16 protein-coding genes are annotated in these 14,458 nt (G+C 66.2%); 6 read left to right on the top strand and 10 right to left on the bottom strand.

All coding sequences use genetic code 11. The features are described 5' to 3' along the window. Positions 1-61 precede the first annotated feature (61 nt). Positions 62-718, top strand: coding sequence for a YiaD family glycine zipper/OmpA-like lipoprotein (locus WKW82_RS00950; protein ID WP_340340379.1), 657 nt, complete (start codon positions 62-64; stop codon positions 716-718). Between the two features lie 2 nt (positions 719-720). Beyond that, positions 721-999: a DUF427 domain-containing protein gene (locus WKW82_RS40580; protein ID WP_422823386.1), complete on the top strand. Its 279-nt coding sequence runs from the start codon at positions 721-723 to the stop codon at positions 997-999. 6 nt (positions 1,000-1,005) lie between these two features. On the opposite strand, the gene WKW82_RS00940 is transcribed toward WKW82_RS40580, so the two are convergent. From WKW82_RS00940 to WKW82_RS00915, 6 genes are all read right to left on the bottom strand, one after another. Further along, positions 1,006-1,554 (bottom strand): GNAT family N-acetyltransferase, encoded by a 549-nt coding sequence (locus WKW82_RS00940; RefSeq protein ID WP_340340378.1) that lies wholly within the window; start codon positions 1,552-1,554, stop codon positions 1,006-1,008. 391 nt (positions 1,555-1,945) lie between these two features. Then, a complete protein-coding gene (locus tag WKW82_RS00935) occupies positions 1,946-3,211 on the bottom strand; it encodes a c-type cytochrome (protein ID WP_340340377.1) in 1,266 nt (421 codons plus the stop codon). Positions 3,212-3,213: 2 nt separating this feature from the next. Next, positions 3,214-3,768 (bottom strand): (2Fe-2S)-binding protein, encoded by a 555-nt coding sequence (locus tag WKW82_RS00930; RefSeq protein ID WP_340340376.1) that lies wholly within the window; start codon positions 3,766-3,768, stop codon positions 3,214-3,216. Next, positions 3,765-6,599, bottom strand: a complete 2,835-nt coding sequence (locus WKW82_RS00925; protein ID WP_340340375.1) for a xanthine dehydrogenase family protein molybdopterin-binding subunit — start codon at positions 6,597-6,599, stop codon at positions 3,765-3,767. The genes WKW82_RS00930 and WKW82_RS00925 overlap by 4 nt, the downstream gene beginning before the upstream one ends. A 287-nt stretch (positions 6,600-6,886) precedes the next feature. After that, positions 6,887-7,102, bottom strand: coding sequence for a hypothetical protein (locus WKW82_RS00920; RefSeq protein WP_340340374.1), 216 nt, complete (start codon positions 7,100-7,102; stop codon positions 6,887-6,889). Then, positions 7,099-7,569 carry an ABC transporter ATP-binding protein gene (locus tag WKW82_RS00915; protein WP_340340373.1) on the bottom strand — a complete coding sequence of 157 codons (471 nt, stop codon included), beginning with the start codon at positions 7,567-7,569 and terminating at the stop codon, positions 7,099-7,101. Before WKW82_RS00915 ends, WKW82_RS00920 begins: the two co-directional genes overlap by 4 nt. 285 nt (positions 7,570-7,854) lie before the next feature. Here WKW82_RS00915 and WKW82_RS00910 point away from each other — a divergent pair, with 285 nt between their 5' ends. Further along, positions 7,855-8,418, top strand: a complete 564-nt coding sequence (locus WKW82_RS00910) for a hypothetical protein (protein ID WP_340340372.1) — start codon at positions 7,855-7,857, stop codon at positions 8,416-8,418. A 16-nt stretch (positions 8,419-8,434) separates the two neighbouring features. Here WKW82_RS00910 and WKW82_RS00905 read toward each other — a convergent pair whose 3' ends face one another. Then, complete coding sequence (locus tag WKW82_RS00905; RefSeq protein ID WP_340340371.1) at positions 8,435-9,328, bottom strand: AraC family transcriptional regulator; 894 nt, start codon at positions 9,326-9,328, stop codon at positions 8,435-8,437. A 144-nt stretch (positions 9,329-9,472) separates the two neighbouring features. Here WKW82_RS00905 and WKW82_RS00900 point away from each other — a divergent pair, with 144 nt between their 5' ends. Further along, on the top strand, positions 9,473-9,865 hold the full coding sequence (locus WKW82_RS00900) for a cupin domain-containing protein (RefSeq protein ID WP_340340370.1): 393 nt from the start codon (positions 9,473-9,475) through the stop codon (positions 9,863-9,865). Between the two features lie 121 nt (positions 9,866-9,986). Here the strand turns inward: WKW82_RS00900 and WKW82_RS00895 are convergent, their stop codons facing one another. From WKW82_RS00895 to WKW82_RS00885, 3 genes are read right to left on the bottom strand one after another with little or no spacing between them, the layout of a single operon-like run. Next, the gene (locus tag WKW82_RS00895; RefSeq protein ID WP_340340369.1) at positions 9,987-10,679 is read right to left on the bottom strand and encodes a hypothetical protein; all 693 of its coding nucleotides are present in this window, start codon (positions 10,677-10,679) and stop codon (positions 9,987-9,989) included. A 54-nt stretch (positions 10,680-10,733) separates the two neighbouring features. Further along, positions 10,734-12,140, bottom strand: coding sequence for a selenium-binding protein SBP56-related protein (locus WKW82_RS00890; protein WP_340340368.1), 1,407 nt, complete (start codon positions 12,138-12,140; stop codon positions 10,734-10,736). A gap of 48 nt (positions 12,141-12,188) precedes the next feature. Continuing rightward, complete coding sequence (locus WKW82_RS00885; protein WP_340340367.1) at positions 12,189-12,974, bottom strand: enoyl-CoA hydratase; 786 nt, start codon at positions 12,972-12,974, stop codon at positions 12,189-12,191. 103 nt (positions 12,975-13,077) lie between these two features. Between WKW82_RS00885 and WKW82_RS00880 the strand changes: the two genes are divergently transcribed. Next, on the top strand, positions 13,078-14,079 hold the full coding sequence (locus WKW82_RS00880) for an ABC transporter substrate-binding protein (protein WP_340340366.1): 1,002 nt from the start codon (positions 13,078-13,080) through the stop codon (positions 14,077-14,079). Positions 14,080-14,126: 47 nt separating this feature from the next. Continuing rightward, positions 14,127-14,321, top strand: a complete 195-nt coding sequence (locus WKW82_RS00875) for a type II toxin-antitoxin system ParD family antitoxin (RefSeq protein ID WP_340340365.1) — start codon at positions 14,127-14,129, stop codon at positions 14,319-14,321. The last annotated feature ends 137 nt before the right edge of the window (positions 14,322-14,458 follow it).

The raw sequence follows: 14,458 nt of genomic DNA, 5'->3' as shown, positions 1-14,458 counted from the left end.
CGCAGGGGCCGTTACCCATAATCGTCCGCTCCTCCTCGCCACTCTCCAAGAAAGGGAAACCATGAAAAAACTCGTTCTCAGCACCTGCGCCCTGGCCATCCTGCTGACCGGCTGCGCCGGCATGACCGAAACGCAGAAGACCACCGGCACCGGCGCCGGCATCGGTGCGCTCGCCGGTGCGGCCATCGGCTCCGCCACGGGCGGCAATCGCCAGGCCATCGCCGGCGGCGCGGCCATCGGCGCGGCGGCCGGCGCGCTGGGCGGCTACCTCTGGTCCCAACGGATGGAAAACCAGAAGAAGGAAATGGAACAAGCCACCCGAGGCACTGGCATCGCCGTGACGCAGACCGCCAACAACGAACTCAAGCTCGCCATTCCAAGCGACGCCTCCTTTGACACCGGCCGTGCCGTGATCAAGCCCACGCTCGCGGGCGTGCTCGACCAGTTCGCCACCGGCCTGCGCAACAACGCCAATGCCGAAGTCAAGATCGTCGGCCACACCGACAGCGCCGGCACCGACGCCATCAACAACCCGCTGTCGGTGGAACGGGCCGCCAGCACGCGCGACTACCTGATCTCGCGCGGTGTGCGTTCCAGCGCATTCAACATCGACGGTCGCGGCTCACGCGAGCCGGTGGCCGACAACGGCACCGATGCCGGCCGCGCACAGAATCGCCGCGTCGAGATCTTTGTCGGCGAACGTCCGCCGCAAGGCTGACGATGCAAAGGCGCTGTCGCCTTGACGCGGCGGCGCCTTTGCAAGCAACCACAAGGGGGACTTCTTCAAGAGCAGAACAAAGTCGTCCCGGGCACTCGCTCGCCGCGTCCTGCTGCACTTGCAAGGGTGACTGTGCCTACTACAGCATCCCCTCAGGCAGCGAGCGCGCGACCCACGCCGTCTGGACCTGGACCTACCAGGCGCCCTCTGACGCCGTATCGGTCATCAAGGGCCCACCTGGCCTTCTACCCGGACCGTGCGGACGCGATCGGCCGATGTGAGTGCTGTCAGCGACCCGACAAGATCAAGCCGAATGCGAGCAGATCCTCAAAGGTTCCGCGATGGTTGACGTGCTTGATCCATCGACCTTCCGCCTGGAATCCGACCTTCTGCAAGACGCGCGCGGAGCCAGGATTTCGGGCGAGGCAGAGGCCGACCACGCGCGTGATCTGAAGCTCTCGATGGCCGAAGTCGATCAGCGCCGTCACTGCCTCTGCACAGATGCCGCGCGACCAATGCGGAAAGCCGATCCAATAGCCAAGTTCGGCGCGCTGGTCCACGCTGGACATTCGGCAAAGTGAGACCGCACCAAGCAGGCTCCCGTCGTCCTTCGATGTGACCGCAAAGGTCACACCGGTCATGGCATTGAGCAGCTCTGTGTGCGAAGCGATCCAGTTGTCAGCAGCGTCGTGCGGATAAGGATGAGGAATGTTCGCGGTCGGCTCGGCAACGCGATGGTCTCCGGCGAGTTGGCGCACGGCTTCAGCGTCGGACGGGATGAAGGGTCTGAGAATGAGCCTTTGGGTCTGGAGCGTGGGCTGGATCAAGTGCGGCATTCGTTGTACCTGGGAGTCAATGTTGACCTCGCGCACAAGCCGACGCAAGGCGATGTCAAGCCTGCACTGCGTCTGCCCCGTCGAAGCGCCAAGACCGTTCGATCACCCAAAGCCCGGGATGCGATGAGCCGATTGGCGCCGCCTCTGTGCCGCCGAGCAGCGCAGCGTTTGGCGGATCAGGGCTTGCAGCTGTCTGAGCCGAAGGCGAGTTCTGCAAGACCCGGCCAAACGTGAGCAGCGCAGGGCAGTCGCGAAGCGACCGGCACAGTCGAAGGCGCCAAGCGGCTCATCGCGTCCCGGGCGCTCCCCGCAGCGAGAACAGACCCAAAAGAAAACCGGCCTTGCGAATCCACTCCGCAAGGCCGGCTGTTCAATCGAGCAAGCAAGAAAATCAGTGCTTGGCCACAGGCCCCTTCGCCCGCATCTTCGACACCGCATCCGCCGTCACCGACGCAGGCTGCCCACCAAAGCGAACCCGCAGGTAGTTGCTCAGATCCGCAATCTCTTGGTCGCTCAGCTCATTGGCGAACCCAGGCATCTCCTGCATGCGCTCATACCCCGTGAACTGCTGAGCCTCGATCCCGTCCAGCACCGACACCACCAGGTTGCGCGGATCCCCGATGCGCAACGTCGAGTTGCCAGCCATCGCCACCGCCACATGCGACTTGCCTTCACCGCTCACGCCGTGACAGCCCGCGCACACGTTCAGGTAGGTCTGCCGCCCCGGCCCCAGCTTCTGGTCCGCCGTCGCGTCTTCCTTCGCAGGCACCGCTTCCAGCGGCTTGTCGCCCGTCATGAAGCGCACCATCGCCTTGCCGTCTTCCTCGGTCAAGTGCTGCGTGCTCAGCGCCACCACGGTGTGCATCTCGCCCCAGGCCGATCCTTGCGGCGCCACACCGGTCTTCATGAAGGTGCCGATGTCCTTCTCCGTCCAGCCGCGCTCGGCCAGCCCCTTGGGCGTGATGTCCGGCGCCAGCCAGCGCCCGATCTGCGCACCCTGCCACTGCAGGCCCAGGTCCAGCTGCCCCAGCGCACCACGCGGCGTATGGCACTCGGCGCAATGGCCCAGCACGTTGGCCACGTAGCGACCGCGCACCCACTCGGGTGACTGCCCCTGCGACGCCACCGGCAACTCGTCCTTCAGGAACAGCGTCTTCCAGAAGAACATCCCGAAGCGCATGTTGTACGGAAAACGGAGCTCGTCAGGCTTGCTCGGCTGCGCCACCGCAGGCAGCTGCATCAGGTAGGCATAGATCGCATCCACGTCCTCGCGCGGCATCGCGCGGTAGGACGCGTAGGGCATCGCCGGATAGAGCTGCCGACCACCAGGCGAGGTGCCGTCATGCACCGCCTTGTAGAAGTCGTCCTTGCTCCACTTGCCGATGCCATGCTGCGGATCCGGCGTGATGTTCGTGCCGTAGAGGTTGCCGAATTCCGACTCCAGCGCCGCGCCACCCGCAAAGGGTGCGCCGCCGGGCGCCGTATGGCAGGCCGCGCAGTCGGCCGCCTTGGCCAGGTACTTGCCGCGCGCGATCTCGTCCGCGCTGGACTTCACCGGCTTGCCGTCGCCGGTCGGTCCGCCGCAGGCGCTCAGGGCCAGGGCCACGCCCAGCACAGCCGCAACCCGCGTCAGGGGGTGATGAAAGAGGGCGCGCATGCTCAGCCCTCCGTGGTCAGGCCGGGGGTCGACAGGATCACGTCCTTGACCGCCTCGTAGTAGCGAACGTAGCCCGTGCAGCGGCACAGGTGCGTGTTCAGCGACTTCGTGATCTCCGCCTCGACCTTGCTCTTGGCGATCGGCTGACGCTTGAGTCGTTCGACCAGCACCGTCGCGCCGTTGACAAAACCCGGCGTGCAGTAGCCGCACTGGAAGCTGTAGTGCTCCAGGAACTTCTGCTGCACCGGCGAGAGCATGACCACCTCGCCCTTGTCATTGCGCTGCGCATGGCCTTCGACCGTGCGGACCTTCTTGTCGGCGAAGAAGTGCGCGCCGGTGATGCAGGTGCGCACCTCCTCGCTGGCGCCACCCGGTTTGTCGACGATGACCACGCAGGCCCGGCATTCGCCGATGCCGCAGCCCAGGCGCGAACCGGTGAGGCCCGCGTACTCGTGCAGGTAGTCGATCATCATCAGACCATCGGGCACGTCCGTCGGGCCGACGTCCTTGCCGTTGATCGTGAGCTTGAGCGGTTTGACCGCCGGCATCGTGCTCATTGCAGCACCCCCCTGATTTTTTCCGCCGTGATCGGCAATTCCGTGAAACGATGACCGGTGGCATGTGCCACCGCGTTGACGATGGCCGGGACGATGGAGATCATGACCACCTCGCCCATTCCCTTGGGCGGGTCGGTGTCCGACAGCGCTGGCAGGACTTCGGCGCCCTGGGTCCACACCGCCACGTCGGCTGCGCGCGGCAGCAGGTAGCGGTTGAAGTTCCACGTGCCGTTGCCGGGCCCGTCCTCGTACTGCGGCAGGAACTCATGCAGCGCATGCCCGATGCCCATGGCGATGCCGCCCTGGATCTGGCCGGAGACCAACTGCTTGACGATCTGGTTGCCGCATTCGAGCACCGACTGGTGGTTCATCAGGTCGACCTTGCCCGTGGCCCTGTCGATCGAGACCTCGGCGATCGTCGCGATCGCGGCGTAGTAGGTCACGCCAGCGTTGTTGCGTTGGATCGGCGGGTAGAACAGCTTCTTGCGCGTGATGAAGTGGTAGCCGCCCGCCGTCGCGCCGGTCTTGCGTTTCGCTTCGGGTGCGTTGTCGCCGTAACGCACGGACAGGCCGTCGAGCGGACGGCGGTGGTTCTGCCCTTCGACTTCGAAGTCGGCCTCGGCCCATTGCCAGCGGTTGAAGGTGTGGCCGATCGCGCCGGTCACGACACCCAGTTCATGCGCCCGCCGCGCCAGGCGTGCGAGCGTCAAAGGCTCCATGCCGGCACAGGTGAGGCTGCCGTTGACCCAGCGCGCGTCATCGATGCGCACGACGTGCGGCGCCGCCTGGCCACCGCCGATGCCCGCGCCCCAGATCGACATGGCCGCCGGCCACAGGCCGTGCTCGAAGATCACCCGCGCCGTCTCGCGCGTGCCGTGCGAGAAGTAGAAGGCCGAGTTGCTGGCGCTCGACGGCGAGCAATAGTTGGGCGTCCAAGCCGGGTTGACCACGGCCTTGTCCTGGTCGGCCTGGCTCGACAGGTATGGGTCGCCGCTGGTGACCATCGGCAGGTCGGACCATTCGGTGACCGAGGTCTCGATCTCGTCTGCCGCGCGGCCGAACCAGCGCGACACCACCACGGCTTGCGAGGTCTGCATGCCGGTGCCCATCTCGGCGCCGCTGTGGCGCATCACGACGCGGCCTTCGGGCGTGATCTCGAGCTTGACGAAGCAGGACTCGGCGCCCGTTCCGAAGTCCTTCTGCGTGCAGCCGAAGCCGACGCCGTAGCGCTTGCCGGGGTTGGCGGCCTCGTACTCGGTCTTGCGCTTGGCGCGGTTGGTCCAGAGCGGGTGCTTCTGCAGCTTGAGCATGACCTCGTCGGCGCGGATCGCACCTCCGGGGATGGCGCCCTGGCTGTTCTTCATGCCGGACTTGAGCACGTTGCGCAGCCGGAACTCGACCGGGTCGAGGCCCAGCTTCTCCGCCACTTCATCGACCAGCATCTCGGTCGCGCCCATGGACTGCAAGGTGCCGTAGCCGCGGGCCGAGCCGCAGTCGACGGCGCGCGTGGCGAGGCCGACGGCGGTGAAGTCGCTCTTGGGCAGGTAGTAGATGCTCTGCGCCGAGGTGGCGGCCACCAGCGTGACCGACGGCGTGAAGTTCATGCGGCCGCCGCCGTCGAGCTGGAAGTCGCCCTTGAACGAGCGGATCATGCCGCTCTTCTTCTCGACCGCCATTCGGTACTGCATGCGGATGCTGTGGCGCTTGAGCGAGGTCTGGAACTGCTCGAAGCGGTCATTGGCCAGCCGCACCGGCTTGCCCGGCGAATAGAACGCGGCCATCGCGCCGTAGTACGGGAAGTTGTAGTGGTCCTTGGAGCCGTAGCCGACCGTGTAGCACGGGTGCAGGAACAGGTTCTTCACCGGGAAGGCGGCCTTGGCCAGCATCTGCGTCATCGACTCGACGACTTCGACCGGGCCCTGCGTGGGCACGACCATGTGCAGCTCCTGCTTGTCGGGGTCGTACCAGCAGTTGGCGTTGTCAGGCTCGAGCGCTGCGGTATCGATGGACTGCGAAAAGTATTCGCGGTTGATCACGAGCAGGTCTTCGCCGGGTTTGTCGAGCTCGTCGGCGATGGCCTTGGCATGCGCCATGCCTTGCTCGCCGACCTTGCCGCCCATCAGCGCCTCGGGCCAGTTGGCCTGGCGCTTCTTGAAGGACGGGAACAGCACCGTGTCCTTCAGCGTGGAGAAGCTGTCGTCTTCATAGGCCGTCCGGCCGCCGACGCGGATGTAGCGGAAGCCGGACCACGGCTCGCGCTCCAGCGGCCCGGTGACAGGGCCGCCCTTGACCACGTTGTTGTTGTCGAGCGAGCGCAGCTTGGTCTTGGCGTAGCGGAAGCGCACGAAGTCGTTGTAGATCAGCAGTGCGACCGCATGGCCCAGGTAGGCCGGCGTCTTGCCGGTGGGCAGCAGCATGTCGTCGCCGTAGAAGGCCGGGAAGGCGATCTTGTCGCGGGCAAGATCCTCGGCGGTGACGACGCGGTCGGGCTTGAGGTCGTCGCCGAGCGCCGAGATGTCGATGCCCGTGAACGCCCGGTCCGCGAAGGTGGCGCGCAAGAGCAGCGCGTGCGATTGGGTCTGAGGCCAGTGCGGCATGTCGCGCGATCGGATGTCGAAGGCGAATACCTTGTCGCCCGTGACCTTGGCCGTTCCGTCGACGCGGAACTTGACCGATCCGTCTGCGTTGTTGAAAGCAATCGGCGTGAGCATCTTGCTTTCGAACAGCGCCGCGTATGCGGGGCTGAAGAGTGGTGCCACCCAGACACCGAGGCCGCCAGCGGCGCCCATCTTCAGCAGATTTCGCCTGGACACGCCAGTGCGTTGATTCATTGTCACCTCCTTATTTCCGTGCCATTCGATAAGACAACGGACTTATCCATCGTGTTGCCGCCAACGGGATCGTGTCCCATTTTTCAGCAGCGGAGAGTGTCATGGCTGTGCCTGAAAGAAGCAAAGGAAATATGATGAATTGGGTTCCATTGGTGACACGGCGCAACGTCTTGAATTAATTGCAAATGTCAACCGTCTTTGTCCTTAATACCCTGGCATTCAACGGAGGGCATTCAGGAATTCAGATGGTCTTTATGGAATTAATCAAATAGTTGCAAGGTCGAGTTTCAAGCCCGCTCGTCGCCGGAATGCACCTGCGCGAATCCGGCTTCGGCTTGCAACGGCAATTCGATGGTGGCTGCCAGCGGGACATTGGCGATTCGCTCGCCGCTGGCAATGACGAAGGCCCGACCAGGTTCGCGAGACACGTCAGCCAGCGTGCGCCAGAGGCAGCGTATCGATGCGGCATCGAGTGCGCCCGTGGGCTCGTCCAGCAAAGTCAACGGGCGGCTTGATGCCAGTGCCGCGGCAAGCCAGACCTTTGCCTGGAGCCGGTGGAGAGCATGAACATCGGCTTGTCGATGTGGGGCGCCAGGGCGAAACCATCGACCAGCGATTGCCAGCGGCTGGCATCGAAGTCCGTGTCGCCGACGCACAAGGATGCGGTGATTTCGCGCGCTGTTTTCTGCTTGTCGAACGCATCGCTGTCCGGTTCGACGAAGAACACGTTGCGTCGGTAAGCCTCGGGCGAGGCGTCCAGCGCCACGCCCGCGACGCACAGGCGCCCCCTGGCCGGCAGCCTGCCGGCGATGACGCGCAGCAAGGTCGACTTGCCGCTGCCCGTGTCGCCGTACAGCAGCGTGACCCCGGCGCCGATCGAAGCGGACCATCGCGTTGCGAGCGCAGGCTGCGATGGGTAGGCAAAGCCCAGGTCTTGCAGGTGCAGGATGGCGTCGGAGGGCGCGGTCATGGAGGGTCGGCGATGCACGCCGGGCACGGTGCGGTTCGCGGCGATTGTGCCAGCCAGGTTCCGATGCGACCTTGCGATCCAGCGCAGGACAAGGCGGAGCGCCCCGGCCGTTCTGCAGCGCAGCAAGGCGATCCAACGCGGTGACGGGTCGAAGGCGAAGCCGCATGACGCCGGACCCGCAAGGCACAGCGCATGGCATAGGCCACGCGGAGGATCGCGCGGGTGCGTAGTCGCCGCTAACCTGCGGCCATGATGGAAGCGAGCCAACGACGCTGAGCGAGAGCCATGTCCGTCGATCCACCGCAAGACGATCCGATCGTGGCGCTGTCGCCCGATGGCATGCTGCGCGTGGAGCACCGGCACTACGACGACGATCGCGGCGGCCCATGGGACACCGTGCGTGTGGTCGCGCTACCGGGCGAGGAGGTGCTGGTGCAGGTGCCCAACCGCGGGGTCACGACAGAACCGGTGGTCTTTCCGGGGCCCGGCATCGCGGCGGTGCCGGTGACGGACAGCCAGGGCCATTGGCGGCAGTTGCGCATCGACGCGGTCAAGCGTGTGTTCCGCTTGTCGCCGGGCGAGGCGGACGAAGCGCTAGACCTGCTGCCGCAGCGGCTGGGCTTCACCGGCCCGGCCGTCCACTACACCCCGCCGCGACGGCCCGCCACCCTGGGCCAGCGGATCCTCATGACCACGCTGGCCGTGGCGAGCCTGGTGTTCGTGTTGGGTGGCCTGTGGATGGTGGTGGCGGGGAGCAGCAGCACCGACAGGTGGAACGGCGCCTTGGGTGCGTTGTTCTTCGGCGGCTGCCTGGCGATCGCGCTGCGCGACCTGCGGCCGGGGCGCTGACGCACAGGCGCACCCGCTACAGCGGCGCGATCGGGATGCAGATCTGGCATTCGAAGGCGCCGGTTGCCGGGTCGTAGGCGTTGGCCACCGGGTAGTACTCGAAGGCGGGGCGGTGGTCGAACTGGAAACCGCTGGCCGGCAGCCAGTCGCGCAGCAGGGCGTTCCATGCCGGGAGGATGCCGTCCGGCGTGCCGCGATATGCCAACGCGGCGTAACGGCCACCGGGCAGCGTCGTCTTCTGGAAGCCGTCGGTTGGCGTGAAGTCTTCATCCACCTCGACGCACGCGTCATAGCGGCACTGCTCGGGCGGCGTGATGCTCGGGTCGTCGTAGCTGATGCCGTAGCGCGCACGGTTCCACAGCTTGTGGGCGCCAATCCACGGCGCGACCTTCTCTTGCCAGAACGCGCCGACCGGCGCGCCGAAGGGGCCCATGTAGCGCAGGTAGGCGATGAGCGTGGGCGGGCGGCTGATGATCTGGACGTTCATGGGTTCCCTGGCGTGCGTTGTGTTACGTATGGAAGGCCCATTCTTCGCAAGGTCCGGCAGTCCGTCCTGATCGGGATTGCGGTTTGCGCGCCAGGCGCTGGGCGATCTGCCGAAGCGCGCACGGAACGCGCGCGAGAACGCCTCGCCCGAACCGAAGCCCACCGACAGCGCCGCCTCCAGCACCGACAGGCGCGGCTGCGTCTGCAAGCGCAGCGCAGCGACTTCGACACGCCGGCGGCGTACATAGTCGCCCAGCGTCTCGTCCATCCACGCCGCGAACAGGCGATGAAAGTGGAAGGGCGAGAAGTGCGCCACGTCGGCCAACTCGGCCAGTTCGAGCGGCTGGTCAAGGTGCGCGTCGATGTGCGTCAGCACCTTGTGCATGCGCCATTCGTATTCGGATCGGCTGTCGCGTGAAGTCATGTGTCCCCTCTCGCCTGGATTATGGGGAGCAGGGCGGAGGTCGGGCATTCCAAGCGGAGTTGCACGGCGACGGCCGGAGGCGCATTCCCTGTGCTGATCTGGCAATATTTGCCTGTTGTTCTTGTGTTGCCGGGAAGGAGCGCCATGTCGTCCATCTCAACATCGTCGGTGACCGCCATTCGCCCGAACAGCGAAGTGGCCACCGCGCAAGGCCTGCCGTATTTCGTCGGCTTCTCCGGGCACAGCGCGGGTGCCTGCGGGCTGTCGATGCACCTGGTGGTGATTCCGCCGGGCGCACGCTCGCAGCCGCATTTCCATGAAGGCCATGAAACCGCGATCTACGTACTGCAGGGGCGCGTGCAGACGCTGTATGGCGAGGGGCTCCAGCAGTCGGTGATCAGCGAGCCCGGCGACTTCCTGTTCATCCCGCCTGGCGTGCCGCACGTGGCGATCAACCTCAGCGCGACGGAAGCGGCGCGCGCGGTCGTGTCGCGCAATGATCCGGCGGAGCAGGACAAGGTGAGGGCGTATCCGTAGCGGCGGCGAGTGGCCCCCGCAGAAAACGCAAAGGTTTCGCAGAAGTCGCAAAAGGAATACCAGAAGATTTTTGCCTTCTTTCGCGACCTCTGCGTCCGGTACCCGATACCGCATTCAGAAGTCACATCGACGACGTGACAGTCATCGCCGTCATGACCGCCGCGCCGCCCGACGCGATCAGGCCGAGCGCCCACACCTTTTCCAGGTTCAGCCACGCGCTGCGCAGCGCGCGCAGGCCGAGGTAGCGGTAGACGACCCACGCCGCGGAAAGCCCCGAGCCGATCATCGCGGCCGTGTGCACCAGCGACACGATGACGGCGGTGGCCAGGCTGGTGCGCATCAGGTCCATCACCGCCGCATGATCGAAAGGATTCGTGGCAGGCGTGGCAGCCGGTGCATCGCACAACCCCATCAGGATCGGCAGCAGCATCAGCGCCGCACCGTGCGCCGTGGCCATGAGGAAGGACCAGAGCGCCAGTTGCGTCGGCTTGATGCGCGCGAGGCGCCGATGGCGTTGCGGCAACACCAATTGCGCGATGCCGAACAGCAGCACCCCCGCGCCCACGACGATGCGGATCTCCCGGCTCCACTGCAGCAGCCACGCCAGCACCGCGAAGGGCACGAGCACCATCGCCATCGCGAGCAGATGGCCGGCGCCCAGCGGCATCCAGCTGCCGAACACCGCCGCACCGCGCTTCTGGTCCAGCCCGCGGGCCACGGCCAGCGGCCAACCCATCGCGGGATTGAGCCCGTGGTAGATGCCGATCGCCACCACGCCGGCCCACAGCGGCCATGAGAGCGAGGGATCGTTCACCTTCTCAGTGGTCCATCACGCGTTGCGCATCGCGCGGTCGGCGGGCGAGTGCTTTCATGCGGAGGAATAGCAGAACGAGTCCGTGGAACAGTCGCCGCCCTGCAGCCGCACCTGATGCGACCCGTACTCCGCGCCGAAGTCGACCACGAATTTCTTGTCCAGCTCGATGCCGCCATTCGCGCCCACGTTGCACATGACCATGCGGCCCGGCACGCCATCGGGATAGAACTGCGCATCCCACTTGCTGTAGAGCGAGTTGGTGAAGTACACGCGCTTGCCGTCGCGGCTGATCTCGGTCATCTGCGGGCCGCCGCCGAAGGCCGAGCCGTTCGGATGTGGCGTGTGTTTCGCGATGCCGCCGACGCGCACGCTGCCGGCGAGCTTCGGGTTCATCGGGTCGGTCACGTCGTACTGCCGCAGTTCGCCGGTGCCCCAACAGGCGACATATAGGAAGCGATCGTCCAGCGACAGGTCGATGTCGCTGATGAGCGGCGGCACCGCGCCGAAGCCCTTGAGCAGCGGCGGCAGCACGGCTGGGTCGGCCGGCTCCGGCGGCACCACGGCCGTCTTCTTCGCGTGGAACTTGCCGTCCTCGCGCCACCAGGTCCAGATCGAGGCTTCGAGGTTGGTGGTGTCGACGCACACGCCGACGAAGCCGTACTCGCGCGCCGGATCGTGCGCCGGGCGCACCTCGAGCGCCATCTGGTGGTTCTCGCCCAAGTCGATGGTCTGCACATGGCGCCGCGCGCTCAGCTCCCAGAAATGCAGTCGGTGCCCGTAGCGGTTGGCCAGCAGGTCCTCGGCCACGATGCCGTTCTCGATCTGCGGCGGCAGCGCCCATTCGCTGGAGACCATGTAGTCGCGCGGCAGGTTCCACCAGAAGTCGTAATGGAGCTTCTGCGGGCCGCGGTCGATCTCCCACTTGCCCATGACCTCGAAGCTCTTGCAATCCATGAGGAACACGCCGGGCGGCCCGTCCATGCCGTCCGGCCCGCCACCGCCGACCGTGCTGATGTACAGCCCCTCCGGCCCGCAATGCACCGTGTGCGGCCGCGAGTAGCCGGACCTGCTCGTGACCTCGGCGGGCTCGACCACCTTCACCAGCGTGGGCTTGGCCGGATCGGGGTGCGTGTCGATGATGTGGATGCGCGAGGAGCGCAGGCCAGGGACGACCAGGTAGCGCCGCTTCAGGAAGGCGTGGCCCGACATCGGCGAGAGGGCTGAGCTGCACGCGTTCCAGCCGAAGTGATGCAGCTCGTCGCCCTTGTTCGGCATGTCGAGCCGGTGCAGCACGGTGCCGTAGGTGGAGGAGGCCGGGTCGACGTCGACGACCGCGAGTGCATCAGGTCGCGAGCCATCGGGCGAGAGCAGCGCGGTGTAGGCGATGCGTTCGGGCTCGGCCTCCATCGCCAGGCGCGGCGAAGGATGGAAGGTCGGGTCGGTTCGCAGAGACTCGAGCATGTCTGGCTCCTGCAAAAAACACGGCCCGCCAGTATGCGCCGGTGGGCGCTATTTCGGAATGCGTTTTGCGAGGAAGGCATCGATGCCTTCGCCCGCGTCTTCCTCCATCATGTTGCGCGCCATCACGTCGCCGGCGAAGGCATAGGCGTCGGCGAGCGCCATCTGCCGCTGCCGGTAGAACATCGACTTGCCGTAGCGCACCGCGGCGGGGCTCCTGGACAGGATGACTTCAGCCTTGCGCGCGACCGCCGCGTCGAGTTCGGCCTCGGGCACTGCCTCGTTGATGAGGCCCCAGTCGGCCGCGGTTGCCGCGTCGATGAAGCGGCCGGTGAACAGCATGTCGAAGGCGCGCTTGGTCGAGACGTTGCGCGACAACGCGACCGACGGCGTGGCGCAGAACAGGCCGACGTTGATGCCGGAGACGGCGAAGCGTGCCGTGTCGGCGGCGATGGCCAGGTCGCAGCTCGCCACCAGCTGGCAGCCCGCCGCTGTTGCGATGCCCTGCACGCGCGCGATCACCGGGACGGGCAGCGACTGAATGGCCTGCATGACCTTGCTGCAGCGCGCGAACAAGGCCTGGTAGTACGCCAGTTCCGGGTGGCCGCGCATCTCCCGCAGGTCATGGCCAGCACAGAAGGCCTTGCCGGCCGCGGCGAGGACGACGCAGCGCACGCTGGTGTCGGCCGCAAGCTCGCCGATCTCACGTTGCAATGCGTCGAGCATGGCCTCCGACAGCGCATTGAACTGGCGCGGCCGATTCAGCCGCAGCGTTGCAACGCCGTCCCGGTCTTCGCGCAGCAGCAGGGGTTCGGAAACGGGCACGGCGGCAAGCATCATGGGCTCCTCGGTCGGAATGGGGTGCGTCTGCAAGGCTACACCCTGTCATGATCGAAACGGCTGCTGCCCTTGTCGCTTCCATCGATCGAAGAGGAGTCGGATGAATCGCCGTGAAGCTGCGTTGATGGTCTCCGCTTTCGCCCCGGCAATGGTGCCGTTGGCCGCGTGGGCGCAGCCGACCGGCAAGGTGTCGCGGATCGGCTACCTCGGGCCGTCGGCGGACACCGCACCGCACCTGCTCAAGGCGTTCCAGGAAGGATTGCACGCGCTGGGCTACGAGGAAGGACGCAACGTGGTCATCGAGTACCGCTGGACCAACGCCGGAAGCGGGATGACCGACGACAGCGCGCTGCTCGCCAATGCGCGGGACCTGGTGGCGCGGAAAGTCGATGTGCTGGCGGTGTCGATCGACCCGGCCGCACTTGCCGCGCGGCGTGTGGCCGGCAACGTGCCGATCGTCACGATCAACGTGAGCGACCCGGTGGCGCTCGGCCTTGTCGCAACCCTGGCGCACCCCGGCGGCAATGTGACGGGCCTGAGCCGCCTCAGTCCCCAGTTGATCGGGAAGAACCTCGAGATCCTGCTGGAGGCGACGCCGGGCGCGAAGCGCATCGCCTTGCTGGTGAGCGCGGTGCGCGGCATGAATCCTTCGACGATCGAGAACGCCCGGCAAGCGGCAAGCACGCGGGGGCTCGCGCTGCAAGTGGTCGAGTCGGGCACCCTGACGGAACTGGAGGCGGTGTTTGCGGCGTTCCGACGCGACCACCAGGTGGAGGCCTTGGTCGTTGCGCCGGGCGGCCTGTTCTTCACGCAGCGCGCACGGCTCGCCGAGCTGGCGCTGGCACAACGGCTGCCGGCGATCTTTGCCAACACCGAGAACGTCGAGGCCGGCGGACTGATGTCGTACTCGCCCAGTTCCGTCGACAACTACCGGCGCGCGGCCACCTTCATCGACAAGATCCTGCGCGGCGCCCGGCCGGGCGACATCCCGGTCGAGCAACCGACCCGCTTCGAACTGGTCATCAACATGAGGACGGCGAAGGCGATGAACCTTGTCATTGCGCAATCGCTGCTGGTGCGGGCGGATCGGTTGCTTGAATAGTGCCCCGCATGACTCTTGACAACCGCGGACAAGAAGATCGTTCGGCGATGAGCAAGGACACCATGAGCTTCGCCCTCGCGGAAGTACTACGCAGCCACGTCGATCGGCGCGACCAACAGGAACAGGCAAAGCGCCGCCTGCGCGAGTTGATCGAGGAAGGCCTGAGTTCTGGCAGCGGTCGCAGGCTCACGCGCAGGGTGGCTGCCGAGCTGAAGAAGCGTGCCTTGGGCGCACCCGATTGAAGGTCGCAAGACCGCGCCTTTCCGACCCAGCGAAACTCGCCCGCCTGCGCCATCGCGTCCCGACCAACGGTCGAACACTTTCGGGTTAACACGGACCCACCCGCGCCCCCGCAGGCAGATCATGTCCGGCCGACTTT

This window comes from Variovorax rhizosphaerae (genome assembly GCF_037889975.1).
Classification (GTDB): domain Bacteria; phylum Pseudomonadota; class Gammaproteobacteria; order Burkholderiales; family Burkholderiaceae_C; genus Variovorax; species Variovorax rhizosphaerae.
Note: the sequence above shows the minus strand (reverse complement) of the source record. Positions and strands in the feature narration are given on the sequence as shown.